The sequence below is a fragment of the Paenibacillus apis genome (assembly GCF_018333295.1).
Classification (GTDB): domain Bacteria; phylum Bacillota; class Bacilli; order Paenibacillales; family Paenibacillaceae; genus Fontibacillus; species Fontibacillus antibioticophila.
In genome coordinates, this window is the sequence record NZ_BORS01000002.1 from 15,765 (window position 1) to 41,061 (window position 25,297).

The 25,297-nt window shown below is 52.8% G+C and carries 22 protein-coding genes and 1 pseudogene; 6 read left to right on the plus strand and 17 right to left on the minus strand.

The genetic code is table 11. The features are described 5' to 3' along the window. Window positions 1-92: 92 nt before the first annotated feature. Window positions 93-1,388: pseudogene (locus tag KI362_RS02745) on the minus strand (ATP-binding protein); the annotation flags it as partial. Window positions 1,389-1,406: 18 nt separating this feature from the next. Next, complete coding sequence (locus tag KI362_RS02750; protein ID WP_301624695.1) at window positions 1,407-3,329, minus strand: TerB N-terminal domain-containing protein; 1,923 nt, start codon at window positions 3,327-3,329, stop codon at window positions 1,407-1,409. A 149-nt stretch (window positions 3,330-3,478) separates the two neighbouring features. On the opposite strand from KI362_RS02750, the gene KI362_RS02755 reads away from it, so the two are divergent. The 4 genes from KI362_RS02755 to KI362_RS02770 all read left to right on the plus strand — a co-directional run bounded on the left by KI362_RS02755 (window position 3,479) and on the right by KI362_RS02770 (window position 7,335). Then, entirely contained in the window at window positions 3,479-4,180 is a 702-nt protein-coding gene (locus KI362_RS02755) for a M50 family metallopeptidase (protein WP_301624697.1), read from the plus strand. A 52-nt stretch (window positions 4,181-4,232) separates the two neighbouring features. Next, on the plus strand, window positions 4,233-4,976 hold the full coding sequence (locus KI362_RS02760; RefSeq protein WP_301624698.1) for an alpha/beta hydrolase: 744 nt from the start codon (window positions 4,233-4,235) through the stop codon (window positions 4,974-4,976). 79 nt (window positions 4,977-5,055) lie between these two features. Further along, on the plus strand, window positions 5,056-5,937 hold the full coding sequence (locus KI362_RS02765) for an AraC family transcriptional regulator (RefSeq protein ID WP_301624700.1): 882 nt from the start codon (window positions 5,056-5,058) through the stop codon (window positions 5,935-5,937). A gap of 111 nt (window positions 5,938-6,048) precedes the next feature. After that, on the plus strand, window positions 6,049-7,335 hold the full coding sequence (locus KI362_RS02770) for a glycoside hydrolase family 27 protein (RefSeq protein WP_301624701.1): 1,287 nt from the start codon (window positions 6,049-6,051) through the stop codon (window positions 7,333-7,335). Window positions 7,336-7,771: 436 nt separating this feature from the next. On the opposite strand, the gene KI362_RS02775 is transcribed toward KI362_RS02770, so the two are convergent. From KI362_RS02775 to KI362_RS02790, 4 genes are all read right to left on the minus strand, one after another. Then, entirely contained in the window at window positions 7,772-8,686 is a 915-nt protein-coding gene (locus tag KI362_RS02775; RefSeq protein WP_301625225.1) for an ArsR/SmtB family transcription factor, read from the minus strand. Between the two features lie 496 nt (window positions 8,687-9,182). Then, window positions 9,183-10,160 carry a class II fructose-bisphosphatase gene (gene glpX, locus KI362_RS02780; protein WP_301624702.1) on the minus strand — a complete coding sequence of 326 codons (978 nt, stop codon included), beginning with the start codon at window positions 10,158-10,160 and terminating at the stop codon, window positions 9,183-9,185. Window positions 10,161-10,175: 15 nt separating this feature from the next. Next, window positions 10,176-10,988, minus strand: a complete 813-nt coding sequence (locus KI362_RS02785) for a pyruvate, water dikinase regulatory protein (protein WP_301624704.1) — start codon at window positions 10,986-10,988, stop codon at window positions 10,176-10,178. A gap of 13 nt (window positions 10,989-11,001) precedes the next feature. Beyond that, window positions 11,002-11,619: a helix-turn-helix transcriptional regulator gene (locus KI362_RS02790; protein WP_301624705.1), complete on the minus strand. Its 618-nt coding sequence runs from the start codon at window positions 11,617-11,619 to the stop codon at window positions 11,002-11,004. Between the two features lie 444 nt (window positions 11,620-12,063). Between KI362_RS02790 and KI362_RS02795 the strand changes: the two genes are divergently transcribed. Together KI362_RS02795 and KI362_RS02800 are read left to right on the plus strand one after the other, a co-directional pair. Next, window positions 12,064-13,554: a glycoside hydrolase family 43 protein gene (locus tag KI362_RS02795; protein ID WP_301624707.1), complete on the plus strand. Its 1,491-nt coding sequence runs from the start codon at window positions 12,064-12,066 to the stop codon at window positions 13,552-13,554. A gap of 92 nt (window positions 13,555-13,646) precedes the next feature. Next, entirely contained in the window at window positions 13,647-14,516 is an 870-nt protein-coding gene (locus KI362_RS02800) for an aldo/keto reductase (protein WP_301624708.1), read from the plus strand. Between the two features lie 84 nt (window positions 14,517-14,600). On the opposite strand, the gene KI362_RS02805 is transcribed toward KI362_RS02800, so the two are convergent. The 11 genes from KI362_RS02805 to KI362_RS02855 all read right to left on the minus strand — a co-directional run bounded on the left by KI362_RS02805 (window position 14,601) and on the right by KI362_RS02855 (window position 25,175). Further along, a complete protein-coding gene (locus KI362_RS02805) occupies window positions 14,601-15,380 on the minus strand; it encodes an ABC transporter permease (RefSeq protein WP_301624709.1) in 780 nt (259 codons plus the stop codon). 13 nt (window positions 15,381-15,393) lie between these two features. Further along, on the minus strand, window positions 15,394-16,203 hold the full coding sequence (locus KI362_RS02810; protein WP_301624711.1) for an ABC transporter ATP-binding protein: 810 nt from the start codon (window positions 16,201-16,203) through the stop codon (window positions 15,394-15,396). Window positions 16,204-16,218: 15 nt separating this feature from the next. Then, window positions 16,219-17,265, minus strand: a complete 1,047-nt coding sequence (locus KI362_RS02815) for an ABC transporter substrate-binding protein (protein WP_301624713.1) — start codon at window positions 17,263-17,265, stop codon at window positions 16,219-16,221. A 30-nt stretch (window positions 17,266-17,295) separates the two neighbouring features. Then, window positions 17,296-18,735 (minus strand): aryl-sulfate sulfotransferase, encoded by a 1,440-nt coding sequence (locus KI362_RS02820; protein ID WP_301624714.1) that lies wholly within the window; start codon window positions 18,733-18,735, stop codon window positions 17,296-17,298. A gap of 18 nt (window positions 18,736-18,753) precedes the next feature. Beyond that, a complete protein-coding gene (locus KI362_RS02825) occupies window positions 18,754-19,224 on the minus strand; it encodes a MarR family winged helix-turn-helix transcriptional regulator (RefSeq protein WP_301624716.1) in 471 nt (156 codons plus the stop codon). A gap of 335 nt (window positions 19,225-19,559) precedes the next feature. Then, window positions 19,560-19,823 carry a helix-turn-helix domain-containing protein gene (locus KI362_RS02830; RefSeq protein ID WP_301624718.1) on the minus strand — a complete coding sequence of 88 codons (264 nt, stop codon included), beginning with the start codon at window positions 19,821-19,823 and terminating at the stop codon, window positions 19,560-19,562. A gap of 12 nt (window positions 19,824-19,835) precedes the next feature. Beyond that, window positions 19,836-20,828, minus strand: coding sequence for a hypothetical protein (locus KI362_RS02835; protein WP_301624721.1), 993 nt, complete (start codon window positions 20,826-20,828; stop codon window positions 19,836-19,838). 666 nt (window positions 20,829-21,494) lie between these two features. After that, window positions 21,495-22,127 (minus strand): PepSY domain-containing protein, encoded by a 633-nt coding sequence (locus tag KI362_RS02840; RefSeq protein WP_301624722.1) that lies wholly within the window; start codon window positions 22,125-22,127, stop codon window positions 21,495-21,497. Window positions 22,128-22,262: 135 nt separating this feature from the next. After that, entirely contained in the window at window positions 22,263-22,997 is a 735-nt protein-coding gene (locus tag KI362_RS02845) for a PepSY domain-containing protein (protein ID WP_301624724.1), read from the minus strand. Between the two features lie 31 nt (window positions 22,998-23,028). Continuing rightward, the gene (locus KI362_RS02850; protein WP_301624726.1) at window positions 23,029-24,465 is read right to left on the minus strand and encodes a sensor histidine kinase; all 1,437 of its coding nucleotides are present in this window, start codon (window positions 24,463-24,465) and stop codon (window positions 23,029-23,031) included. After that, on the minus strand, window positions 24,462-25,175 hold the full coding sequence (locus KI362_RS02855) for a response regulator transcription factor (protein ID WP_301624728.1): 714 nt from the start codon (window positions 25,173-25,175) through the stop codon (window positions 24,462-24,464). The genes KI362_RS02850 and KI362_RS02855 overlap by 4 nt, the downstream gene beginning before the upstream one ends. Window positions 25,176-25,297 lie beyond the last annotated feature (122 nt).

A 25,297-nucleotide genomic window follows, 5' to 3' on the forward strand; every position in this document is an offset into this window, starting at 1 on the left:
AGTCCGCCCACACTGCTTAATCGACCTGCACTACCCGCTTCATCTGCACTATTCAACCACGAGTCCCCCGCACTCGCCGTCCGCGAGCCGCCTGCCGCACCCTTCCTTCCGCCTCCGGCGGCCTGCGCCAGCTCTCGCTCGCCCATTAATGCTTCGAAGGTCAGCTCCTGGTGCTGGTGCAGCATATGCAGCACATCCATGAAGTCCCGCACAACCTCCCGGGTCGTCAACAGCTCGTCCGCTCCGAGCCGGTTGACGGCTGCCTGCATGAACGCAATAAGCTGTTCATCCCGAAGCTGCGGCTCATATCCGAAATGCATGGCATGGATGCCGCGCAGCCGCTGCAGGAGCACCATAATCTCTTCGTGCGACAGCATATCGAGCCGCAGGATCGGCGATGTATATGTCCGATAGGCGCCGCTGCTGTATCTTCCGTCCATCAGCCGCGTCCGCAGCGCATCATAGCTGAACAAGCCGCGCCTGCTGTCCTCCACGAACTGCGGAGTGCCGCCGAGATAGATACCCAGATGCTCTGCTTTGCCCTGCATCGTGTCATTGAACATGGTGAGCAGCTTCTCGTAATTGCTCTGGCGGGAGACACTGTTCGTAATTTTATACAAATTGACGCCCTCGTCGATGAACAGCAGCAATCCTTTATAACCGATCCGCACCGCAAACTCGGCCCACAGCTTCATATAGTCGTACCAGTTGTCATCGTCAATGATGACGCCGACACCCAATTCCTTGCGCGCCTCCGTCTTGGTCGGAATTTCCCCGCGCAGCCAGCGAAGGGCCGATGCTTTCCGCTCCTCCTCGCCGAGCTTGTAGCCCGTCCAGTAAGCCGACAGCACCTTGGCAAAATCAAACCCATGCACCAGACTCTGCATCTCCCCTGCCACCTCATAAATGCGCAGCTCAACAGACTCCAGCAGCTGCGGGTCGCCGGGGCGAAGACCTCCGGCTTGCATCAGCTCCTGCTGAAGCCCGGCGATCCATCGCTGCAGCATCGGCTCAAGCGCTCCCCCGTCCGGACGTGTCCGGGTCGACAAGTGGCCGATCAGCTCCCGGTAAGTCGCCAGCCCCTGACCCTTCGTGCCGACAAGACGCCGCTCCGGGGAGAGATCGGCATCGCAGACGACGAATTCACGATCCATCGCGTAATTGCGGAGCATTTGGAGAAGGAAGCTTTTTCCGCTGCCGTATCTTCCGCTAATAATCCTAAATGCGGCCCCGCCCTCGGCAATATTCTCCAGATCCTGAAGCATGGAAGCCACCTCCGGCTTGCGGCCCACCGCAATATGCTCCAGACCGACCCGCGGCACAACGCCTGCCGTCAAGGAATTGACCAGCGCGGTTGTCAGCCGCTTTGGAATTGACATCTGTTTCATCGTATCACCTCAACCTGATTATCTCTTTAGCCATTCGCCCAAATCCCCGGCGTATTCCTCCAGCACGCTGCCTCCGTCGATGAGCAGGTCGCCGATCGCTTCCATCGCCAGCTCGTTGATCTCATCATGCAGCAGCTCCGGCATCGAGCCTGCCTGCTCGGCAATCGCAAACTGCGCCGCGGCATCCGCACCCTCCACCATCACCAGCAGCATCTCCCGCTGAGTTGATGTTAGCAGCGACAATAAGCTTTTCCATTCCTCGGGAATCGGATTCGGACTCCCCATCAAACCTTCAGGCTCCTGCAGCAGCATCTGCAATCCAGCTTCCGGCTTTGCCAAATCCAAATCTGTACCAGTCCAGACTCCGGCTACATCTATCCCATTGCCGCTTACTTCTGAGAAAGGCTGCTCTTGCCCCTGTGCCGAAGAAGACGCGAGCTCCTCATGAATTCCCCTCCCAACCTCTTCGGGCGCCCGGCTTGTCTCTTCAAAAAGATCACCCTGCTCCCAAGCATGCTGCTCCTTCTCTTTCTTCCCTTCTTCCTCCACAGCCCAGCTTTGCTCAAAGTCGAACTCGGGCTGCAGCCATCCGTTAAGACCAGCTTTTCCTGCTCCCGGCTTTCTGCTGTTACTTTTTATAGAAGAATCCAGCGTTCGCTCGGTCGTAGCTGCCGTCCTCGGGCGGGCTGCCTCACCCATAACTGTCGGATCCGGAGCCCGACCCGGATCATCACTGAGCAGCAGCTCCCGAACCTCGTCCGATTCCTGCTGGAGCTTCCGCAGCTTGGCGGTATTCAGCTTGACCTTCGGCGCTTGCTCCCTCAGCTTCTCGGCCCTTCTGCGTTCAAACTCCTGCTCCAGGTATCTTGTGACCAGCCGTTCGATGTCCGCGTCAACCTCGACGCCCCTCAGTTTCCCTTTAACTCCGGTCAGCTCCCTCAGCTTGTTCTCCGTCAGCCGCACCAATTGGGTCAAGAAGCGGCGCAGCGGCAGATGACCGCTTATCGATTGCGTAACAACCACTGTCGTGCGTCCGTACATCTCATGATCATAGACCGCACTGCGGAACAGGAATCGCTGCACCTTTTTCTCAGGAGGAAGATAGAGCTCAAGCAGTCTTTTTCCAGTACGTTTCCGTACCAAGCCATCCACAAGCGCTACAACCTTCGGGGCAAAATGACTAATCTCCTTGCGGCCTTCCTTGGTGTAAAATTTGCTCTTCTCCACCTCATAATCAATCAAGGGACGCAGCAGCTCCCAGTTCAAATCGATCGGCTCCGCCAGCAGTCTCCGCTTCCATTCCAGCTCCTGCACCTCGGGAGATAATGTGCGCGGAATCTTCTTCATCCTGCCCAGATCGGGCTGCTCCAGCCTGAATACCACGGCAAAATCATACATCCATTCCCGAATATAACCGTCCAGCTTCGGATACCGTTCCCGATAGCCCGCCCATACCCTTCTCATCAGCTCGGCTCCCTGTGCCGGCACGCTCCAGCCAAATCCGTGAATCAGCTCATACAGATAGACGAACAGATAAGACAGGTCCGTATCGGGATAACGCTCCGCTCTCACCTCACCGCGCCAGTACAGGTACCACCGCTTTTGCTGCGGATTCATTTGCTCATAGGTCGGCCAGTAGTTCTGAAAAGGCACAAATACCGCTGCCTCCGCCGTCTCCCAGACCAGCTCGCGCGCGGTCTCCACAAATTGCTGCTCCCGGGACAAGTAACGAAAGCTGCGTTCCCAATCAAGCTCGCGTGCTCCTGCCTCAGGAGCCACGACATGACTGGCCGGGCCGGAGGGTGAATTAACCACCTGCTCGGCAAATTCGGCAAACACCAGCGATTGCTCCCGAACCCTTCGCACCGTTGAATCTTCAGAGCCATTGATGCGTATATTATTCAGTTGGCGAAATGATTGCCCATCGTGGTTATCCTTCATATCCCGTAAACCTCCATCACCCATCCATTATAGCATTGATTATAGTAAAAAATCGAAAGTTTGTTCGCTTTTTACGGGCATTTTTCAACGGCGTTGAACTCACTTATAATGAAAGCTGGCAGGCATGCTTGCAGGGAGGGATTTTTTCAATGAATAAATGGCTTAAAGCGTTACTCTATCTTCTCGGCGCTGCTTTTCTGACCAGACTGATTCCGTTCTCGAGCTGGTTCCGGATGCTGGATACAATGATTCATGAATTCGGTCATGCGATCGCAACCTTACTGGTGTCGGGCAGAGTGCTTCGCATCGAGCTCTATCCGGATCACAGCGGAGTGACTTATTCCGTCATCACCTCCGGTTGGAGTCAGCTCATCGTATCACTGGCGGGCTATATCACCGCTTCATTGTTTGCTGTTGCCCTGTTCTACAGCTATTCCAGACAGAAACAGGGACAGGGTCTGATGATTATTACCGCGCTCGCGCTCGTCTCTGGACTGCTATTTGTGCGAAATGGGTACGGCTTGATCTGGCTGCTGATCTTTATCGCGTTAAATTTGCTGTTTCTTGTGATCGGCGGCCGGATTCGCAGCTTTTACTACCTGCTGCTGGCGTTTCTATGTCTTGAGGAATCGGTGATGGCCCCTCTCACGCTGCTTCTGCTCGCCATCAGCCGTCCCGGATCAGCCGGAGACGCCGCCAATCTCGCAGCATTAACCGGAGTTCCGGCCATGGTGTGGGCGCTCCTGTTCCTTGTGGTCGCTGTGCTTTGCGCCAGGGCGGCGCTTAATCTGTACTGGAACCGCAAAGCGGCCAACAAAGCACCTCAGACGTCATTTTCGCCCTATAAATGATGTGAAAAACTTACTTTAAACTTATCTATCAAGTTATGAGGATGAACTGCATATGAAGCGTAATAAATTCAAGCCTGTCAAAATCCTGCTGCTCAGCCTAGCCGGGCTGCTGATTATCGGTGGAGCCTGCTTCTATATCTGGTCCCAGCAGACCTATTCGGCTTCGGCAGAAATGGTTGCACGGGTTGGAGAAGAGAACATCCAGCTGGGGGAGGATTGGGTTATTTTCACCCCGGATCAAGGGGTGGCCGAGACCGGCCTGATTCTGTACCCGGGCGCCAAGGTAGAACCCGAGGCTTACAGCTATATCGGCCAGGGTTTAGCTCAAAGGGGCTACACCGTTATCATCCCTAACGTCCTGCTGAACTTTGCTTTCTTCGATGTGAACAAGGCGGATGAGATCCGCGAGGCGCACCCCGAGGTCAAATCCTGGTATATCGGAGGCCATTCCCTTGGAGGTGTTGCCGCTGCCAGCTATGCATACAAGCATGAGGAGCAATTAGACGGTTTGTTCTTCCTGGGATCCTATCCTGCGGATTCGAATGATTTTTCGGATATGGCGCTACCGATTCTCAGTATTTATGGCGAGCTTGACGGACTGACCACCGTTGAGAAAATCCATGCTACCCGGCCTCTGCTTACGCCAAATGCCGTTCTGCGCGAGATCACGGGAGGCAACCACGCCCAGTTCGGCATGTATGGCCCGCAAAAGGGCGATCAACAAGCCGCCATTAGCGCGGTAGAGCAGCAGGATATTATTGTCGAGACGATTGGGGATTGGCTGGATTCATTATAAATCAATAAGTTGAGTTCAATTCAAGCTTCTAATCACGCTCACTATTGAGTTAACTTCATTTTAAGGAAGGAGGGCATCGATGGACATCCCTAGAGGCACCTACGGGTTTCGGTTCGCTGAGGATAAGGAGCTCCAGCTGTGCGTTCTATTTGCAGCCGGCTATGATGTGATTACGAGCCCTTCTTACCGGTGGGACGGACTGGAGCGGACCGATGGTCCCCTCTTGCTGTTCCAGTACACAATCTCCGGTGAAGGAATATATGAGTCGGGGAACCGGACTCACCGCGTCACCGCCGGACAAGCTATTCTCGCTGAAATTCCAGGACCCCACCGCTATTATTATCATCCTGAATCCCGGGAGCCCTGGGAGTTTCTGTTCCTGCTGTTCCGGCCCAATCTGATTCTGCCCCATTGGCGCAAATTCCTGCGCGAAGCAGGGGAAGTGCCATATCTGCCGTTGGACAGCGCACCGGTCCGGCTGTCAAGAATGATTGTGGTCGATGCCGGGGCAGGCAGAATCAACGACCCCCTGGCCGCGTCTTCCTGCGTCTATCAGTTCATGACAGAACTGGCTAGAATGCAGGTCACCACACTGCGGGACAGGGAAACTTGGCCGGAGAATGTAAGGCGAGCCGCTGAATTTATTGAACTGAACTATTCCAGGATGATCAGTATCGATCAGCTTGCCGAGCAGGTCTCCCTGTCTAAATACCACCTGATCCGCCGGTTTTCGGCCGCCACGGGCCTGACACCCGGCGCTTATTTGACCCGGATCCGTACAGAGAAGGCCATGGAGCTGCTCCGGGGAACCGGACTTAGTATTGAGAGCATCGCCGAGCAGGTCGGTTACTCTAGCGGCAGCTATTTTATCAAAGCATTTCGCGGCTTGACCGGGCTTACGCCTGGAGAATTCCGCCGCGGAGATGAGAGCCTTGTGTATCGCAAGCTGTTCTTTGATTGACCGCAATATTTTGCTACTATTCGCCTAAGATTACTGTAGATATTGAAATTCTCCTTTATTATGATGAGCATAACAGAGCAATAATTCAATAGTAAAGGAGACTAATCAACTATGAATCATAAGCTTACAGCGCCTACTCCGCCGCTCGGTTGGAACAGCTGGGACTGCTACGGCGCGGCCGTCACAGAAGACGAAATTCGGGGCAACGCGGAATACATGGCGAAGCATCTCAAGGCATTCGGTTGGAGCTACATTACCGTTGATATTCAGTGGTATGAGCCCTATGCCAACTCCTCCCAATATCGGCCGTTTGTTCCGCTCATCATGGACGAGTACTCCCGGCTCATGCCGGCTGAGAACCGGTTCCCCTCCGCAGCAGGCGGTCAAGGCTTCAAGCCGTTAGCCGATTATGTGCACAGCCTGGGTCTAAAATTCGGCATTCATATCATGCGCGGCATCCCCCGGCAGGCCGCCCACGCGGGCACAGCAATTCTGGGGTCAACCGCGACAGCACGCGATATCTCCCATACGAATTCGATCTGTCCATGGAATACGGATATGTATGGCGTGGATGCCTCGAAGGAAGGGGCGGAGGCCTATTACGATTCTCTCTTTGAGCTTTATGCCGAGTGGGGCGTTGATCTGGTAAAAGTAGACGATATCGCGGCTTCCAGACTGTACGACACCCATCAGCCGGAAATCGCCCTGATCTCTCAAGCGATCGAGCGCTGCGGAAGACCTATGGTGCTGAGCTTGTCCCCCGGTCCCGCCCCGGTGGAATACGCGGCGTTCTTCGCCGAGCATGCCAACATGTGGCGGGTTACGGACGACTTCTGGGATCAATGGCCGCTCTTGCTCGATATGTTCGACCGCTGCCAGGCTTGGCAGGGCGTACCTGAGCCAGGCTGCTGGCCGGACTGCGACATGCTGCCGCTCGGTCACATCGGCATCCGCTCTGTGGATGGCGGAGGTGCCGACCGCTGGACCCGGTTCACGCGCGATGAGCAGCTGACGATGATGTCGCTCTGGAGCATCTTCCGCTCGCCGCTGATCTTTGGCGGCGAACTAAGAGACTGCGACGACTGGACACTATCGCTGCTTACCAACCGCGAGGTGCTGCGCATGCACCGGGAGAGTCGCGGAGCCAAGGAAGCGCTCCGCCAAGGGGATCTTATCGTCTGGACAGCCGAGCACGCCGATGGCTCCCGCTACGTTGCTGCATTCAACACCGGCGAGAGCCCGCTGCAGCTGGATCTGCCCATGAATCAGCTTGAATCTGGCCTGCCCGATGCCATTACAGGCACCGAGCTGTGGAGCAGCACGCCTGCCGAGCTTGCCTCCGGCGCGCTGCAGGCCAGTATTCCGCCTCACGGAGTACGCCTCTATCGATTCTTTTAAGCTCACATAGAAACCAAGGAGCTAAGCGGCCTTCTCTCGCTTGAATCCTTGGTTTCTTTGCGTCTACTACGGCTTTCTAGATCAAATCGAGGAGCGAGGGAAATCCACCCGACCTCCAAACTTAGCTGGTTTTGGCAAGCCTCAAAGCTTTAGTGACATTCTGCAATATCATGGCCTCACGAGACCCACGCACGAACGCCCACATCAGCATTTTTAATGCCTTTCTGCACTATAATCGCCACATATGCTCCCACATCAGCATTTTTAATGCCTTTCTGCACTATAATCGTCACATAAGCTCCCACGTCAGCATTTTTAATGCCTTTCCTGCACTATAATTCTTCACTTGTCTTTTATATTCTGGTGAAGAGGGTGAGGGTGTCCCAAAACCAACCCGTCATCTATGTTGGTTTTGGGACACCCTCACATCCCGGAACTAATCATTATCATTAAGGTACACGCGGACTACAATATCTTGATCATGATTGCCAAATCCGGCGCCATAGAGCGTCAATCCCCCTACGTTAACGGCATGCTCGTCTACTGCGAATCGAAGAGTCCAGAACGGATCCCGCAGCTTGAGATCCGCAAGGGTCACCCCCGACATCTCTTCGCCATCCATAAATGTGCCCGATGCATCAATACGGATCGTCTTCAATAACCCGTATTGATTCACATTCCGATGCCACCACTCCGGCGTAAGCCTGCCCCGTGCGGCTCTTCCGAAATCAGCAGGACTAGTCCATGTGCCAAGGGAGAGGCCGTTAAATATAAACTCGATATCCGAAGGCCAATAGTCTCTTAAGCCAGGGGCTTCCGAAGCAATCTCCATAGAGATTTCGATGGCGTCCGCCGTCTGGTCGGCAAGCAGATAGTTCGGTATTTTGTATTCAACATATCCCCAGCCGAACCATAGAATAGCCGCATGGACGCGTTCGGGATCGAGAAAATACCGGGGATCATCCCACACGCCGATTTCCTTCTCGAGCGTGCCGAGCCCGCAAGTAGGATGGACTTCGAATGCGGTGTAGTGGCCGACTGAAATAGGCTGCTCTCTGATCTGGACAGTTCTTTGGGTAGAAGGCAGCTCAATCTCGATCAATTTTTCTTTGAGAAAACACATTTTGTGTGTCCCCCCATTGAGCCGAACCCTGCGGCTTCCAATAAGCCCGGCTTGTTCGAGCTTTCGAACGTGCATAGTAACAATGGAAGGGCTAAGTTCTAAGCGGTCTGCGATATCCTTCACATTCAACTCGGTATCGGCAAGGAGACCCATGATGCTCCACCTGACTTCACTAGCCAACGCTTCGTATAACGCGATATACTTCGGTTCCCCGTTCGCTTTAATGATCACCCTCATCTCCTGTCCTCGTTCCTTGAAATCACATATATATTATATAAGTTGAACTACTTACTTAAATTTTACGTTCTGGGGGCGACGTGTGAAGTGTGCTTACGATCGCTGTTATTCGCGGATTTCTCTAATTGAACTAAGTTATTATAAGGTAGAAATCCACTCACAAAGGCGAACGCTTACAAGCATATGCTCCCGAAGCAGCTTTCTTGCAGAAAGCTTTCACTTCAGCACACCTCACACTCATGCCCTTTCTACGTAGTTTTATAGTTCAACTTATATAATTTATAAGATTTAACAGGAACCATCAAGCTTATCCCATATAAAATAAATGGCCGGTATTACCTCATGGCGGTTGAAGCATACTCCGGCTGAGGCAAAAATTAGGTATGGTGATCGGACTCGCTATAAATAAAAAACTCCCTTGCTGGAGACGGTCTGCATTAGCAAACCGCCTGCAATAAGGGAGTTTTCTCTAGGACTGTTATTTCGATCACATCGCCGCTTCAGCTATGTTCCCGATCTTCGCCCCGCTCAAATGATGAATCGTGCGCAAATAGCTCACTGTTCTGTTCAAGGAGTGCATTATGACCGAATGGGTTTCGGCCCTTCGGTTCGACAAATAGCGCACTCCGTTCAGCAAATCGCCCTGCGTTACGCCGGTTGCGACGAACAGCACGTTCCCCTGTCCCACCATATCGTCCATCGTGAGCAGCTTCAGCGGATCCTTCATGCCCATCCCTATGCACCGTTCATACTCCTCGGTCGTATCCGGAATCAATCGCCCTTGCATTTCTCCGCCAAGGCATTTCAGCGCCGCCGCGGCCAGTACGCCTTCCGGAGCTCCCCCGGAGCCAACATACATATCCACTTCGCTCTCCACCGCAGCTTCGATGGCTCCCATCACGTCGCCGTGCCCAAGCAGTTTGATCCGCACTCCCGCGTCGCGCAAAGCGGAGATCATCTCCCGATGGCGCAGCCGATCCAGGATCGACACGGTCATTTCGGATAGCTGCTTCTGTAAAATTTCTGACGCTTTGGCCAGTGTAACGCTGATGTGGTCGTTCAGCGAGAGTCGCCCGGCCAGCCCCGGCCCAACCGCCAGCTTCGCCATGTACATATCCGGCGCATGGAGCAGATTTCCTTCCGGAGCGGCGGCGATTACGGAAATCGCGTTGTTCAGCCCATTTGCCACCGTCTCGGTTCCTTCCAGCGGATCGACGGCAATATCAATTTTCGGGCCACGACGGCTGCCGACCTTTTCTCCGATATACAGCATCGGCGCCTCATCCATCTCCCCTTCGCCAATCACGACGGTCCCGTCCATGTCTACGGAATGAAACATTCTCCGAATAGTCATCGTTGCTGCTTCGTCTGCGCTGTGTTTGTCGCCTCTTCCCGTCCAGCAGGCTGCCTCCAGTGCGGCTGCCTCCGTGATTCGCGCTAATTCCATAGCAATATGGCGTTCCATCGTTCTCCCTCCAATTTATCTTTGTCTGATTTGCTTCATAACAAATACGGCCGTCTCCTCGATCGCCTTTCCTGTGATGTCTATAATGGGACAGCCCAGCGATTCGTACAGGTCTAACGCGTAGGCGAGCTCCTGCCGCACCCGATCCAATGAAGCGTAGTGAGCCTGGTCAGGCAGGCCCAGCGACTTGAGCCGCTCGGCCCGGATATTGACCAGCTGCTCCGCATCGATTGTCAATCCGACGAGCTTCGAGCTGCAGACCTCCCTGAGTTGCGTCGGGGGGGCCAGTTCGGGAACGACAGGATAATTCATCGTCTTGAATCCTTTATGCGCCAAAAAAATCGACAGCGGCGTCTTCGATACCCTGGAGACCCCCAGCAGGACGAGATCAGCTTTCAGAATCGCTCCCACGTCTTTGCCGTCATCATTGTTGACCGCAAATTCCACCGCTTCCACCCGACGAAAATAATCCTCGTCCAGTCGATGCAGCAAACCTGGCAGCCGCTTCGGCGTATCCTTAAACGTGTCAATAAACGCCTGCATCATCGGCCCCATAATGTCGACGGCTCGAACATTCAGCCTGACCGCTTCTTCCCGAATTGCTTCTCTGAGCTCCGGCTGGACAAGCGTGTAGGCGACGAAGCCGCCGCGCTGATGTACTTCATCCATCACGGCGCTGATTTCGTCTTCCGTGCGGACGTTCATAACCCGCTTGATTTCCGTATTCGGCGACTCGAACTGTCGAAGTGTAGCCCGTACGACCGCTTCCGCAGTCTCACCGACCGAGTCCGAGCAAATTACTATGAAGTGAGCCTGTTCCGGGTTCATCCCATTCCTCCCGTTAATTCTCTGCTACTATTCCGAGCAGCATTTTAATGATATTCGTCTTGGAGATCCGCCCTACGACCTTCCATTCCCCTTCTATGCCGCTTGGCGCCGGGACCACGACAGGCAAGCTGTCAATCTGGTAAGCGATGATTTTCCGGGCGGCCTCCAGCACCGTGTCATCAGGCAGAACCGTAATCATGTTGGCCTTCCGCGTCATAATAAAGCTCACCGGCATCGTCGATGCCGAGGCATTCCCGAGCGTAACTTTCAGCAGATCCTTGCGCGAGACAATCCCCGAGAGCAGGCCGCCCTCATCCGTCACGATCAGGTGTCCGACATTTTCAAGAAACAGCGTCACCACCGCTTCCTGAATTGTTGTTGTTTCACGAACGATTACCGGTACGCCATGAACGTCGCCAACCTTCATTTCCAGCAAATGCTGCATGTTTCCGTTTTCTGTCTGGGCTCTTTGACCCAGAAAATACCCTACCTTCGGCTTGGCATCGATATAATCGAGCATCACCAGAACCGATAGGTCCGAACGAATCGTCGGACGCGTCAAATTCAGCATTTCCGCGATCTGCTCACCGGTGATGGGGGCATGTTTTTTCACGATTTTCACAATTTCCAACTGGCGTGATGTCAGCTTGATATAAATCCCTCCGTTTCCGGATTTGTGCCGCTTGCTCGCAGCAGTATTGCCTGCTCCTCCTCTCCATCTTCATAAATTGGAAAGTTAATGGTTATATAGTATGTCATATTTAAATAAAATGCAATAATTAATACGTCCTATTATGATTAGAGTGGATTATAAAAGGGAAGAGACTCATCTACTTCGGTTCCCCGTTCGCTTTAATGATCTCTCTCATCTCCTGTCCTCGTCCATTGAAATCACATATATGTTAATCTAAAAGATTTATCAGGAACCAGCTAGCTTATCTCATTGCATGCCTTAAGCCAATGTTGTTTAATCTCCTTATACAAGATGAATATATGAATTGCATTTTGTTCATCTTCTATAGGGACTACCCCATTAAATTTCTATATACATGAATTCATAAAAGAGGTGGATATGATGAAGTACAATAACCCGGTGATCAAAGGCTTCTATCCGGACCCCAGCGTTTGTAAAGCAGACGATACCTATTACCTGGTTTGCAGTTCGTTTCAGTATTTTCCGGGCGTTCCGATATTTGAGAGCAAGGACCTGATTAACTGGAAGCAAATCGGTCATTGTCTAACGAGAGAGAGCCAGATTCAGCTTCGTGAGGTGGGTAGCTCGGGCGGAGTATTCGCTCCGACGATCCGTCACCACAACGGGCGCTTCTATATGACCACAACCAACGACACTACGCATCAAAATTTCTATGTTTGGACGGACGATATTTACGGGGAATGGTCTGAAGCGATTTATGTGGATCAAGGAGGAATCGATCCCGACTTGTATTTTGAAGATGACAAGGTCTTCTTTATGAGCAACGGAACGGACGACAACGGGATTGGCGGTGTTGTGCAGTGCGAGATTGATATTAAGACGGGCGGCAAGCTGTCGCCAAGCCGTTCGATCTGGCAAGGGACGGGCGGACGATACCTGGAAAGCCCTCATATGTATAAAATAAATGGCCGGTATTACCTCATGGCGGCTGAAGGCGGGACGGAATATGGCCATATGGTCGTTTATGCCCGGGGAGAAGCTGTCTCGGGTCCATTCGAAGCCTATCCGAACAATCCCGTATTGACCAATCGCAACCTGGGCGGTTATGAACTGCAGGGTGTGGGCCATGGCGATCTTATTCAAGATCACGAGGGGAATTGGTGGATGCTCCATCTGGGCTTCCGTCAAACCGGCCGATGGCTTACCTACCATCACCTGGGCCGGGAAGTTTTCCTTACGCCGGTTACTTTTGGCGAGGACGGCTGGTTTACGGCAGGACATAACGGGACTACGCTGTCAAGTGTTGAGACCGATCGAATCCCAAGTCACATCATCCAGCAGGAGAAAAAGACCTTTACTTTCGAGAATACGGCTTGGAATCTGGATTGGTGCTATCTCCGTCATCCTGCCGCAGAGAATTATCTGCTTGAGTCCGATAGGCTGCGGCTCAAAGGGACCGACGTATCGCTGGATACTCCGGCATCCCCAACATTTATTGGTCTCCGCCAAAAGGACTTCAACGCTGAGATCAGCTGCGATGTCCAGCTTACAAGCGGCGAGGCCGGCATTACACTCTATATGGATGAGAATCATCATTATGATTTGGCTGTACGCAAAGACGAGAATGGATATAAGGTGATCGAGCGGCTGAATATCGGCGATATCAAGTCCATTGAGCATGAAGTCGGCCTGGGGAGCGGGGACCGGGCTACGCTGATTATACGGTCCAGTCATGAGCGCTATAGCTTCCTCCTTCGCCAAGACGGCAAGGATATCTCCCTGGGTACGGCACAAACCAGATACCTTTCCTCTGAGGTTGCTGGAGGATTCACAGGCGTGCTCATCGGTTTATATGCTTATGGGGAAGGTTCTTTGGCGGAATTTTCGCAATTCAAATGCGAATATCTTTAATACTCGGACTGGGACTAGATTATTTCCTTTCGATAACGTTAAGTGTTAGCATATGGATAAGCTATTAATCTTGTTCTCAGGAGATGATGTAGATGCTATATCGTAAGCTGGGCAACACAGAAGTAAGCATTCCGGCTATTGGCCAAGGAACCTGGAAATTTGGCGAAGATAAGCAGCAAGAGAAAGACGAAATAGAGGCTTTGCGTTTTGGGATTGAAAAGGGATTGACACTGATCGACACGGCTGAAGAGTATGCGGGGGGCGGATCTGAGCAGGTGGTTGGTCAAGCCATCCATGATATCAGAAATGATGTTTTCCTTGTAACTAAAGTGTCTGCTAAAAATTGTTCTTACAAAGGTGTGCTTAGAGCAGCAGAGGCAAGCTTGGAACGTTTAAGAACAGACCGCATCGATCTATATCTGCAACATTGGCCAAGCGAACAATATGAGGTTTCGGAGACCATGGGAGCCATGGCTGAATTAGTCAGCAAGGGACTAGTCAAATATGTAGGTGTGAGCAACTTTTCCATTCCATTAATGCAAGAAGCCCAGCATCATCTTGGAAATGTACCCTTGGTATGCAATCAACTGCCCTACCACTTAAACGATAGAAACATAGAGAATCAGATTATACCCTTTGCAAAAGAGAACGGAATAACCATTATGGGATATTCGCCCTTTGGATTTGCTCCTCATGTATTTGGCGGGAAGGGATTCCCTGAAGCGGGCACACCAGAGAGAAGCACATTGGACACCATAGGAGCCAAGTACGGCAAGACAGCCTATCAAGTGGCGATCAACTGGGTGTTAAGACAGCAAGGATTAGTTACGATCCCTAAAGCTGCGAGCAAGGAACACATCGTTGATAATCTGAATGCTCTCGGCTGGGAATTAGACCAAGAGGATATAAACCGGATTGAGAATCACTTCCCGGTATCTAACAGCGAATCCGTTAACGGGTAACGATAGTTCAAGGTAGACCGCCTAATTACAGGCGGTTTTTCATTTGACGAAAAAGGAGCAGCACGCTGCTGCCCCTCTCCGCGTTTACCGTTTGATCGTGGACGAACTAACGACTCCGTACCGCCATAATACTTTACTGCCGAACCAGCCGAACAATCGGTCAGTGATAAAGCCCATCAAGCCTAGTGAAATCAAGCCGACGAAAATCCAATCCGTGCGGAAGAACAGCCGTGAATTCCAGATCAAGAAGCCGACCCCTTCGTTCGCGGCGATCATTTCTGCGCCGACGATCGCCATATAGGAGGTCCCCATCGCGAGCCGGACTCCGGTGAATATATAGGGCGCCGTAGCCGGCACAATCACATGAACGATGATTTGCCATTCCGAAGCGCCCATGCTGCGGGCGGAGCGGATTTTGTCCTCCTCGACGGACAGAACGCCTGTCAAGGTGTTCATCATGACGATAAACAAAGTCGCATACAGAATGAGCGCGATCTTGGACTGCTCTCCGATGCCAAACCAGACCAGAAACAGCGTGATAAAAGCGATTGGGGGGATAAATCGGATGAAGTTCAACAGCGGCTCGGCGAAATGGCGAATCGCGTCCACCTTGCCGATGATAATGCCGAGCGGAATGGCGATCAGACTGCCGAGTGTCCAGCCGCTCAGAACGCGGACAAAGCTGACGACGATATATTTTTGCAATGAACCGTCTTTAAACAGCTCAATCGCTCCCTTTATCGTTTGCAGGGGACTGGGTACCACCTCCGGTCCATAGACCAGCGCGCCGCCTTGCCATGCTGCCAGAACAACAATCCAGAGCAGAACCAGGCCAGCCCATTTTCTTTTCCACCATACCGTCATAGCTTCTTTCCCCTTACTCGTCAAAATGCGCCTGAATTTGCTTGTAGTATTCGTAAAACTCCGCCGCCGACACATCCCGGGGATAATCCAGCGGAATCTCGTAGATATGCGAAATCTTTGAGGACGGGCCCTGCGACATGATGCCGATCCGCCCGCCCAGCAAAATCGCTTCCTGGATATCATGCGTCACGAATACGACCGTTTTCTTCGTCTGACTCCAGATCCGCACGAGTTCCTTCTGCATCGTTCTACGGGTCATCGCATCCAGCGCACCGAACGGTTCATCCATGAGCAGAATTTCCGGGTCATTGGCCAGTACCCTGGCCAATTGGACGCGCTGCTTCATTCCCCCTGACAGTGCTCTGGGCAGTTTGTCGTCATGGCCCGTTAGTCCGACAAGATCGATGTACTGATCCGATATAGCTCTGCGTTCCCGTTTGGGCACCTTTTTCATCTTCAGACCGAATTCAACGTTCTGCCGGACCGTCAGCCAGGGAAAAAGCGAGGAGTCCGCCTGCTGGAAGACGACTGCCCGGTCCCGTCCGGGCTTGTCGATTTCAGCGTCTCCGATTCGGAGCCGTCCATCCGTTTTGGAAATAAAGCCGGCGATCATATTGAGCAGTGTCGATTTGCCGCAGCCGCTCGGACCGAGCAGTACAAAAAATTCACCGCCATGGATGACCAGATCGACATTCTTGATAATGTAATGAATATGGCCGCCTGCAGCGCCGGAATGCTCGCCATAGCTTTTGTTCAGGCCTTGAATCGTAATTGTCCGGTTCGCTCCGAACGAGTCCTTCTGATTTTGAAGGGCCAATGACATGCGGTTTCCTCCTCTCTATGGGGTGGCCGTTACCCGGTCCGGAAGTATTTCTTTCAAGAATTCAAGATTGATTTTGTCCGCGAGCTCGAAGTCCGTCTGGATGATTCCGTTCTCCACCATATATTTTTTCTGACGGTTCAAACTGTCGAGTGCATCCTGCGTAAAATCAATGTTCCAATTGCTTTCCGACAAATCCTTCAACGTCGCTTCCCGCGGCTGTTTGACTTCGTCGTACAAAATATCCGCCACTTCATCCGGATTCTCCTTCGCAAATTGGGACGCTTCATCTACAGCCTTCAGGAAGTTAGCAACCATCTTGGGATGCTCCTCTATCAGCTTATCCGGGACGACGATCTGACCGCCGATCCGTACGCTTGTTTGCGCCATGTCCGTTAGCACATGTACACCTTCGATCTCCTCGAACTTTTGCAGCATTACTGCGCCCGTTACCCAGGCGGCATCGACCTCGCCGTTCTTCAGAGCGATATACGCTTCATCAGAACCGCCTTGACCAGTCAACGTGACATTTTTCGGATCAACACCATTTTCGGTCAAAAATACATCCCACAGATAAGTAAGGAACGTCCCCCGCATAAAGCTCAGGTTTTTGCCTTCCAAATCGCCGGCCTGCTTGATTTCATCCCGAACGAACAACTGCCACTTGAGAGCATTGCGATCCGTCGAGGTACCGGTCGAAGCGACAATCGAAAACTCCCCTTTGCTGACCGCGTTCAAAATCGGGAAATCAGCTCCCCAGCCGATATCCGCCTGTTTGATAAACAGCGAGTTGATCCCTTCGGCCGGAGTAGCAAAATTGACGATCGTCGCATCAATGCCATTTCTCTCGAAAAAGCCCTTTGTTTTGGCGACACGAAGCACCGGATTGGAGGAAATATCGGCGATGTTCAGCTTGACGGCCTCCGCCCGGTCCTTAGTTCCGGACTCAGCGGCCCCTCCGCTGACAAATGACCCGCAGCCAGGCAGCACGGCGATCAGGATAAGGATTGAAATAAAGGCAGTAATCAAATAACTTCTCTTGTTTTTGTGAATAAAATTCCGCATGGCTTCTTCTCCCTTCAATTCCTATAGAATCTAATCCTGGTTGGGCCTTTCATCTATGCTGGCAACACAAGCGGCTCCATCTCCGTAAGAGAACGTCCCGTTAACTACGACTACGGACTCCGCTCCCTTCCCTGCCGCTCCCGGAACCCGGAAATTCGCTACATCCAGCGGCTCGATCGCCTGCTCGACTGGCTTCGGCAGCTGAGGAACCCAAGCATAAGGAACACGGTACGCACGATACACCATGTTCGTGTTCCGCTTATTTTTGTAAGGAGAAATATACTCCCAGACTAACTCATGCTCCCGTGTCACCTCGAATATCCGGCCGTCCGCCCCTTCCGTAATCAACGTGTTACCGTTCGGAAGCCGTTGCGCGGAGCTGATGTACGGGCTGTAAAAGCGGTACGAATCCAGCGGGGCCAGGAACCCGGCTTCGGTCGGCGTGTATTGCCATACGATTTCGAGCGTCAAAGGATCGATCTCCAGGATGCGGGAATGGTCGCGGACCGCGTTCTTCTGTCCGAATGGAGACGCCGGGTTCGGCGAGCCATACCCCGCCCATCCGCCGTTGTCGAACACGAGCAGATTGCCTTCCCCGGGCAGTCCCCGAGGAATCAAGTGAGCATGGTGCTGACCGATAATCCAGCCCAAATGTCTGTACTCCGGAGCGGAATAGTCAGGGCCAAGCTTCCAGACGATGCTGCCGGTTTTTTTGTCGATGATCGCGATAATGTTAGTTTCTCTGCCGTCCCAAATAAGGTTATCGGGATGGAACCGTTCATCCCCGGCGTCGTAGAACCGGTTCGGTCCAAGAACGGAAACCGAGTTGATATGCATCCAGTCCCCGGCCCCGGAGCCGAAATACCGTGTGTTTGGATCGCGGAACAGCACATTTTTGGCCTGCTCGTCGAAGCCGAGCTCATCGAAATGCTCATGGCAGTTCCATTCCCAGACGATATTGCCTTCCCAATCCACCTCCAGAATCGAATCATCCAGCAGGGGCTTATCGGATATTTTCGGATTATGCACATTTTTATGGACGAGGATGATCGTATTGCCTTCAGCGGTTTTCGGATCGGCGCCGAGGACATAATAGCCTACCGGATTGCCGGAGCGCTGGTAATCATGATGCGCCCTGGCCATCCATTGCGGCTCGTGTCCAGGGTCCTCAATCCATTCATGCCGGTTGAACTGCCACACAATGTTCCCGTCCCAATCGACCTGGACGAGATCAGCTTCATCCTGGAAGCCGTGCTTCGGATCCCGTTCGGCCGTGCTCCCAAGCACGTAGCCGCCCGGAAGCAATTTGTTCGGAAAGCCTCGCAGCCCTTTCCATAGGTGAACCTCCCTGCCGCTCATATCAATCAGCAACGCACCCAGATCGGCCGCCTGAAAAATGGTGTACCCGCTCCATGCTTTGTCCGGGTTATAAACCGTTGCCCCTGTAGGATAAATCGTCGGATGTCCCATAAAATTGATCGCTCCTCTTTAATAAGATAAATATTTTCCTTGCCTGTGATTGTCATCCTCATCCGTCGGTTTGGCGTTGCCCTTCGCAAGCAGATTGAGCGTTTCCGAGTATTGCCCGATTCGTTCAATAAGCAATTTAAAAAGACGATGGATATCCGCCAGGTCGGCTTCCGTCATGTCCGCAAACAGGAGCGTGATCCCGTGCAGCCCGACATTTCGATTTCGTCGGACGAACTCCTTGCCTTTAGGCGTAATGTCCAGCCAGACCGACCTTCGGTCACCTCCGCTCCGGATCCTTTGGGCTAGAGCCTTCTTTTCCAATTTGTCGCACAATCCGGTCACAGCACCTGATGTAAAATCAAGCTCCTCCGCCAAATCGCCGAGTCGCTGCTTCCCTTCCCGGCACATTTTTTGCAGGACCAGAAGGCCTGGAAGCGAAATGCCTTCCACCTCCACTTTGTCCCGTTCCTTGACGAACTTCCTGACCATTTTTCGGAACAGCCAATCCGCCTCCTCAAGTTGCTCCCATACCTCTCTGCTTTTTTCGATGACCCTCCCTCACCTTCGATTCGTATCTTTTCTGCTCTGACCGCCAAACGTCAAAAGGCTCCCGAAGGATTCCCATGCAGGGAAACCCTCGAGAGCCTTCGGTGAACCGATCGGCTGCTTAGTCGCTTTATTTCTTAGCTGTAAGATAATGAGTGCTAAACGATTTTTCCATATATTAAACCTATTATTCACACCTGTCAAGTATGAATTAAATTAAATTATGCACCGGTTTTGGCATGAAGCGCCTTTAGTCGTCTCATCTTGGCGTAAGTTCGCTACTGCTCTTCCTTTAGCGCCGCCTTGATTTGCGGAATCGACAGACCGTCGGCCTTCAACTGCTTGATCCGGAAAATTAGCTCCACCGTAGCTTCTCTAAGGTATCTTCGCGTCAGGTTCTCCTCGGCCTGCTCAAATGGCAGCATGCCTTCTTCCGTGTAAAATTTCAGCGTACTGTATCTCGCCCCGGTCAGCCGCGTCAATTCGCCGATCGATACATATTCGGAAGCCAGAATCGCTTCCATGGAACGTTGTCTGGACATGAGTACGCTCCTTTAAACCGGGTGCTTCGGAAGCAGACGAACCCCGTGGATAGGCACCCTTCCGTAGATTGCGTGCGGAATCGCTTCGTAGACCAGATTATCAATTTTAAGGAGCGGATTCTGTCCGGTACGCAATACCTGCACCCGATGCCCCTTGGATTCAAGCCGTGCCAGCACGTCCTTCAAACGGGTTTCAGGACCGGAGAGCATCGCCTCCGTATCAATGAATACCGCCTGCGAACGCTCAAGAATCGGGAACAGAAAGTTTACCCCGCTGCCGGTCTGCGTCGCTACGGTATGTTTTTTGAATTGCAGGAATTGCTTGGCTGCGGCTTCAAGGCCGCGGCGAATCCGGATCGGGTACATGACTTTGGCCAAAGGATCGCTTTGCATCAGATTAACCATTTTCCCGGTAACCTGCTCCAGTTCATTTCGCGAAAATAAATCATGCATACAGCCGCTTTCCCGCAGCAGCCACAGCAAGCACACCGATTGCTCCGCCGCTCTCCCGTCCTCCAGCACATCGGCGCGCAAATACTCCGTAATCCTCGCGTATTCCTCCAGGTTGCTCCGATACTCCTTAATCGACACACCGGAAGAGTGAAAGTACAAATCGCAGCCGAGCAGATGCGGAATCTCTTCCAGCAGCTCTCGCTCCTTAAGGGAATCAGCGATGCTTCGTTCGAATCGAACCAGCTTTCTCTTGGATAGACGGGATGCCTGATGCAGCCACCAGAGCAGTTCCCGGTTCAACTCCCGCTTACCGTTCACCAAGGGCTCTATCACCGCCTTCCGGTAGATCCATTCTTGCGGTCCGCCAGCCCTATCCTGCTTCAAGCTACATTGAGCCTCCGGATGCTGTAGCTCCCCCTCCAGATGAAGCTCGAGAATTACCGCGGCTGCCATGCAGCGAAGCGCCGCCTTTTTTGCAAGCGTCAGCTCCAGGCTCCGCTGCGCATTCAGCGCGATCAATGCAAAGATCTCGGCCAATTTCAAATCTGCCATCTTCCATCTCTCCATTCTTCAAGATAGACTTCAATCCGGATTCTGACTGATTTCCAGGTTTACTTGCTACTTACCCTTACTACTTATTACTTACTACTTACTACTTACTACTTACTACTTACTACTTATTATTTTATTTATATGCTATTCCGGTCAAAAATGTCAATGATTTACTTGGATGGGTGCAGAGATTCGTCTTAACCTGGAACATAAAATGGGCATCACCACTCCTTCCGGCTCAATACCGACTCTCTGATTAGCCATCTGATGCTCGCTGTCGAATACTTTAAACTCTCCAACGGACATTTTAGACGCTTAGCAGACTTTTTCTCATTATTGGAAGGGTTAACGGACATTTCGGGCGCTTAGGATGCTCAAACGACTCTGGTTCACTCGATGCTACTCTCTTAGCAGCCAAAATGTCCGTTACAATTCTGGCTCATCCAAAGGCGGACCGTAAGGAGACAAAATGTCCGTTAGACCAAGTATGCACAAAGAAACCGTCTCCTTTTTGGTCTATGGTTGGGTGATACCTCCATTTTCCAAAGAGCGGTTTCTTTTTATTTGACGTAATGAAAGAGGGTGTCCCTCAGTTCATCTTATGATGACTTCTGGGACACCCTCTTCTGGCTCCAACCACGCCAGGGCGTGATTGGAGGTATTACCTTAATCTCTATCGTCGTCATAATCATCGTCATGATCATCATCGTAGTCGTCATCGTAGTCGTCATCATCATCATGATCAATATCCAGTACCTTGCCGGTAGAAGCCGATATCTCAACCTCGGCATAACCGGAGGCGGTTCTCAGCGTAACCTCATATTCTTTATCGTCATCATCCCAGTCCGTCTCGACGCGAAGAACTTCGCCCTTCACTGCCTGCTCGGCCAATGTGACGGCCTGCTCCTTCGTGATAGACTTGGTTGACGTTGCGGGCTTTGAAGCTGTGTCTGTCCCATTACCAGTTGCCGCCGTAGCTGTTGCCGCCGCAGCTGTTACCTTACGATCATCATCAGCGTCATTTTCTACCTTCAGCACCTTGCCGGTCACAGCCTCTACATGAACATCCACTTCACGCCCGCTATCTTGCCGGTCAATCTCTACCTCATAGTAGACCACGCTGCGCTTGCGCTCCAAGTCGACGTCCGTTACTTTGCCGGGCGCTTCCGTAAGCGCAATCTGCTTCGCCTTTTCCTTGCCGATGTAGGCTGTCGCAGCCTCCGCAGCTACCACCGCACTCGTGCCTGCCAACGCCACCACCAGTCCGACTCCAAGCATCCATGATTTCTTGTTCCTCATCCGAATTCATCTCCTTCATTTCTTCTAGTTCTTTCTCTTCGGGAACCCGGTTATCCTCGGTACGATTACTACTTTACCCGGGCAATCTAAGAGAATCATTACAAGAAGATTAGAATTTGATGATAAAAAAGCTTATTAGGAATCCTCGTCGTCGGTATCATCATCATGATCATCATCCCAGGTTACGGAGATTACCTTACCGGAAGCAGCATTCAGCTGTACTTCGGCCTCGCGGCCGTCCGCAGTCTCAATCTCGATCAGGTAATATCGCGTCCCGCCGTCCTCTTCAATGTCGATATCCTTCACAAGGCCAGCCACAGTCTTCAATGCCAGCCCGGTCGCCTCCTTCTCCGAGAGGAACCCGTCCGTACCCGGGGTGGACGCGCCCCCTTCCTGGGCACCTTCACTCCCAGGCGGCTTGTGATCCGGATGGGTCGACGGCGGTGCGGTTCCAGGGTCTCCCGTGGCATTTTCACCCCCAGGAGCAGTGAGATCGGTAGGCAGATCATCCTTACCAGGGACAGTGCCCTCAGGGACGGTGCCCTCAGGACCATCGCCCCCGGTTGGCGGTTCCTGGGCGTAATCCTCCAACCGCCGGATCTCCGCGATATCCCCACTGTCTCTTCTTACAATCAATTCGTACAAACCCTGCCCCGTTTTTAGAAATACCACAAAGTCAGCTCCTTGCAGACGGCTGTCTACAACGCTCCCTTCGTAGGTGTTAAGCACCCTTTGCTCGGCTTCGGCAAGCGTGAGCTTGGGGCCGCTATCGGCACTATAAATCATCCATACCACCACAGCGATGAACAGCAACCCTCCAGCGAGAGCGAGAGCCGCTAGCCGTCTACTTTTCAAAGTGAATCTATGCATGCCTCTCTCCTCCTGTCTATCTGGGCTATAGCTAAGCCAAATACTCCTGCCCAGAGTCAGGAAGCCAGATCGTTGCCGTAGTTCCTGCTCCGAGCGTACTCTCCAGCTCAAGCCGCGCTCCCATCGCTTCGCACAGCTCCTTGCCGAGCGACAAACCAAGCCCAGTTCCACCGGCTCCCTCTTGCTCCCTGCTGCGCGCTTTATCTACCCGGTAAAACCGTTCAAACACATGGGGAAGATCCTCTGGCGGAATCCCTTCCCCCCTATCCTCGACCGCAAGAAATGCGGTCCCCTGCAACCTTCCTGCCACGAGTTCAATGTCGCCAGCACTATACTTTCGGGCATTGTCCAGGAGGATAAACAGGACCTGCTTTAGCATATCCTGATCTGCCAAGACTGTTAAGTCCTGAGCCGTCGCTTCGGCCTCGCCTGCTTCCGGGACCAGAGCGGCTCCTTGCACAGGGTCCAAGCTGCTTATCACCGTAACGTTGCGGCGGTGCACTTGGGAGAATATCGTGGAGACCTGTTCGGCAAAAGCAACCAATCCGACAGGCTGCATATCCGCCTTCCATTCCCGCTTGGAGGTCGCCAGCAACAAGAGTTGCTCGGTCATTGTCTTCATCCGTACGGCCTCCGAATGAATCGCCTCCACAGACTCCTCCAGCAAGTCCGGCCGCTCCGCTCCCCGCCGCTTCAGGAGACTGGCATAGCTCTCAATGATCGTCAGCGGCGTCTTCAATTCATGCGAGGCATTGGATACGAACTGCTCCTGACGGACAAAGCTCTCCTCCAGCAGCCCAATCATTTCGTTGAACGTATCCCCCATCTCCGCCAGCTCATCCCGGGATTTGCCCGTCTGTTTCAGCCTGGCGAATTCACCACTGCGAATAATACGCCTCATGGTGCTTGTCATGCTCGTAATCGGCCGCATCACAAGCCGGCCTAAAATTCCGCTGGAAATGACCACCGGGACAAGGACTGCGGCCGACACACTGATTAGCACCAGACGCAGAATACGCAATAGTTCCGTCAGTTCTACCAGGCTGGACATCATCTGGACATTGGCCACCGAACCGCTTGGGCCAATCACCGGAAGCGACACGAAGCCGTAGCGCTCACCGTTAATGGTCACCTGCTCCAGCCTGCGCTCGCTGTAGAAGGTTTGCTCCTGGCGTCCCAGCTCCAGTTGATTGCCGGAAGCAACCAAAGCACTGCCCTCGCCGGAGGCTTCCACCCATCGGAGCGTTCCGTCCAGCGGCACATAGGCCCGCAATAACCCATTCAGCGCCAAGCGGCCTTCCGCCGTGCGCAGAACCTCGGCCGCCTGCTCGCTTTCGGCCAATAGCTGGCTCATCTCCCGATCCATCATCAAACGGTGAAATACCGTATATATCGTCACATTGGCCACCAGGAGCAAGATGGCAAACAACACCGATGAATATAGATGAATCTTGCTTCCCAGCTTCATGTGGCATCACGGAGCACGTACCCCACGCCCCTTACGGTATGGATCAATTCCGGGAAAAAGCCTTCATCCACCTTCTTGCGAACATAGCGAATATATACATCCACCACATTGGTGTTCCCGGTGTATTCAAACCCCCACACCTGGTTAAGCAATTGCTCCCTGCCCAGGACCAGCCGCTTGTGGCGAAGGAGCACAGCCAGCAAATCGAACTCCCGCTGGGTTAGCACAATCTCTTGTCCCGCCCGCTCCACCTGCCGGGTAGCCTCATTAAGACGCAGGTCGGCCGCGCATAGCCACTCATCGGGATCGGGCTCTCCAGCAGCCGGGGCCCCGTTAGAAGTCGGGGACTTGCGGAGGAGTACGCGAATGCGGGCCAGCAGCTCTTCCATATCGAAGGGCTTCGTTACATAGTCGTTAGCGCCCAGATCAAGTCCGGTAACCTTATCTGCAACCGAGCCTTTAGCCGTCAGCATGATGATCGGAGTCTCGGCATCAACCACCCTGATTCGCTGCAATAAGTCAATGCCGCTTATGCCGGGCAGCATGACGTCTAGCAGCACCAACGCGATATCGCCTGCCTTGTACGCGGCCCATCCCTCCACGCCGTCCGGAGCCAAACTGACAGCATAGCCTTCACTTTCCAATTCAATTTGCAGAAGACGGGCAATCTTACGTTCGTCTTCCACAACCAGTATGGTGGTATCGCTCACCCTGTTCTCACCCCCGCCAGAAACTAAATTTGAATTAAACAGATTAAAGAAATCCATGAGCAACAACGATCAGAGAATAACTTTATTTTCATTTGATTCATTGTAAGCCAACCCCAACCCGG

Coding starts and splice junctions, on each gene's coding strand:
- KI362_RS02815 (WP_301624713.1), bottom strand. CDS start 17,265: ATGCGGAATTTTATTCACAAAAACAAGAGAAGTTATTTGATTACTGCC.
- KI362_RS02825 (WP_301624716.1), bottom strand. CDS start 19,224: ATGGTCAGGAAGTTCGTCAAGGAACGGGACAAAGTGGAGGTGGAAGGC.
- KI362_RS02835 (WP_301624721.1), bottom strand. CDS start 20,828: ATGGCAGATTTGAAATTGGCCGAGATCTTTGCATTGATCGCGCTGAAT.
- KI362_RS02785 (WP_301624704.1), bottom strand. CDS start 10,988: ATGAACCCGGAACAGGCTCACTTCATAGTAATTTGCTCGGACTCGGTC.
- KI362_RS02810 (WP_301624711.1), bottom strand. CDS start 16,203: ATGTCATTGGCCCTTCAAAATCAGAAGGACTCGTTCGGAGCGAACCGG.
- KI362_RS02750 (WP_301624695.1), bottom strand. CDS start 3,329: ATGAAGGATAACCACGATGGGCAATCATTTCGCCAACTGAATAATATA.
- KI362_RS02765 (WP_301624700.1), top strand. CDS start 5,056: ATGGACATCCCTAGAGGCACCTACGGGTTTCGGTTCGCTGAGGATAAG.
- KI362_RS02805 (WP_301624709.1), bottom strand. CDS start 15,380: ATGACGGTATGGTGGAAAAGAAAATGGGCTGGCCTGGTTCTGCTCTGG.
- glpX (WP_301624702.1), bottom strand. CDS start 10,160: ATGGAACGCCATATTGCTATGGAATTAGCGCGAATCACGGAGGCAGCC.
- KI362_RS02820 (WP_301624714.1), bottom strand. CDS start 18,735: ATGGGACATCCGACGATTTATCCTACAGGGGCAACGGTTTATAACCCG.
- KI362_RS02795 (WP_301624707.1), top strand. CDS start 12,064: ATGAAGTACAATAACCCGGTGATCAAAGGCTTCTATCCGGACCCCAGC.
- KI362_RS02760 (WP_301624698.1), top strand. CDS start 4,233: ATGAAGCGTAATAAATTCAAGCCTGTCAAAATCCTGCTGCTCAGCCTA.
- KI362_RS02845 (WP_301624724.1), bottom strand. CDS start 22,997: ATGCATAGATTCACTTTGAAAAGTAGACGGCTAGCGGCTCTCGCTCTC.
- KI362_RS02770 (WP_301624701.1), top strand. CDS start 6,049: ATGAATCATAAGCTTACAGCGCCTACTCCGCCGCTCGGTTGGAACAGC.
- KI362_RS02840 (WP_301624722.1), bottom strand. CDS start 22,127: ATGAGGAACAAGAAATCATGGATGCTTGGAGTCGGACTGGTGGTGGCG.
- KI362_RS02830 (WP_301624718.1), bottom strand. CDS start 19,823: ATGTCCAGACAACGTTCCATGGAAGCGATTCTGGCTTCCGAATATGTA.
- KI362_RS02850 (WP_301624726.1), bottom strand. CDS start 24,465: ATGAAGCTGGGAAGCAAGATTCATCTATATTCATCGGTGTTGTTTGCC.
- KI362_RS02755 (WP_301624697.1), top strand. CDS start 3,479: ATGAATAAATGGCTTAAAGCGTTACTCTATCTTCTCGGCGCTGCTTTT.
- KI362_RS02800 (WP_301624708.1), top strand. CDS start 13,647: ATGCTATATCGTAAGCTGGGCAACACAGAAGTAAGCATTCCGGCTATT.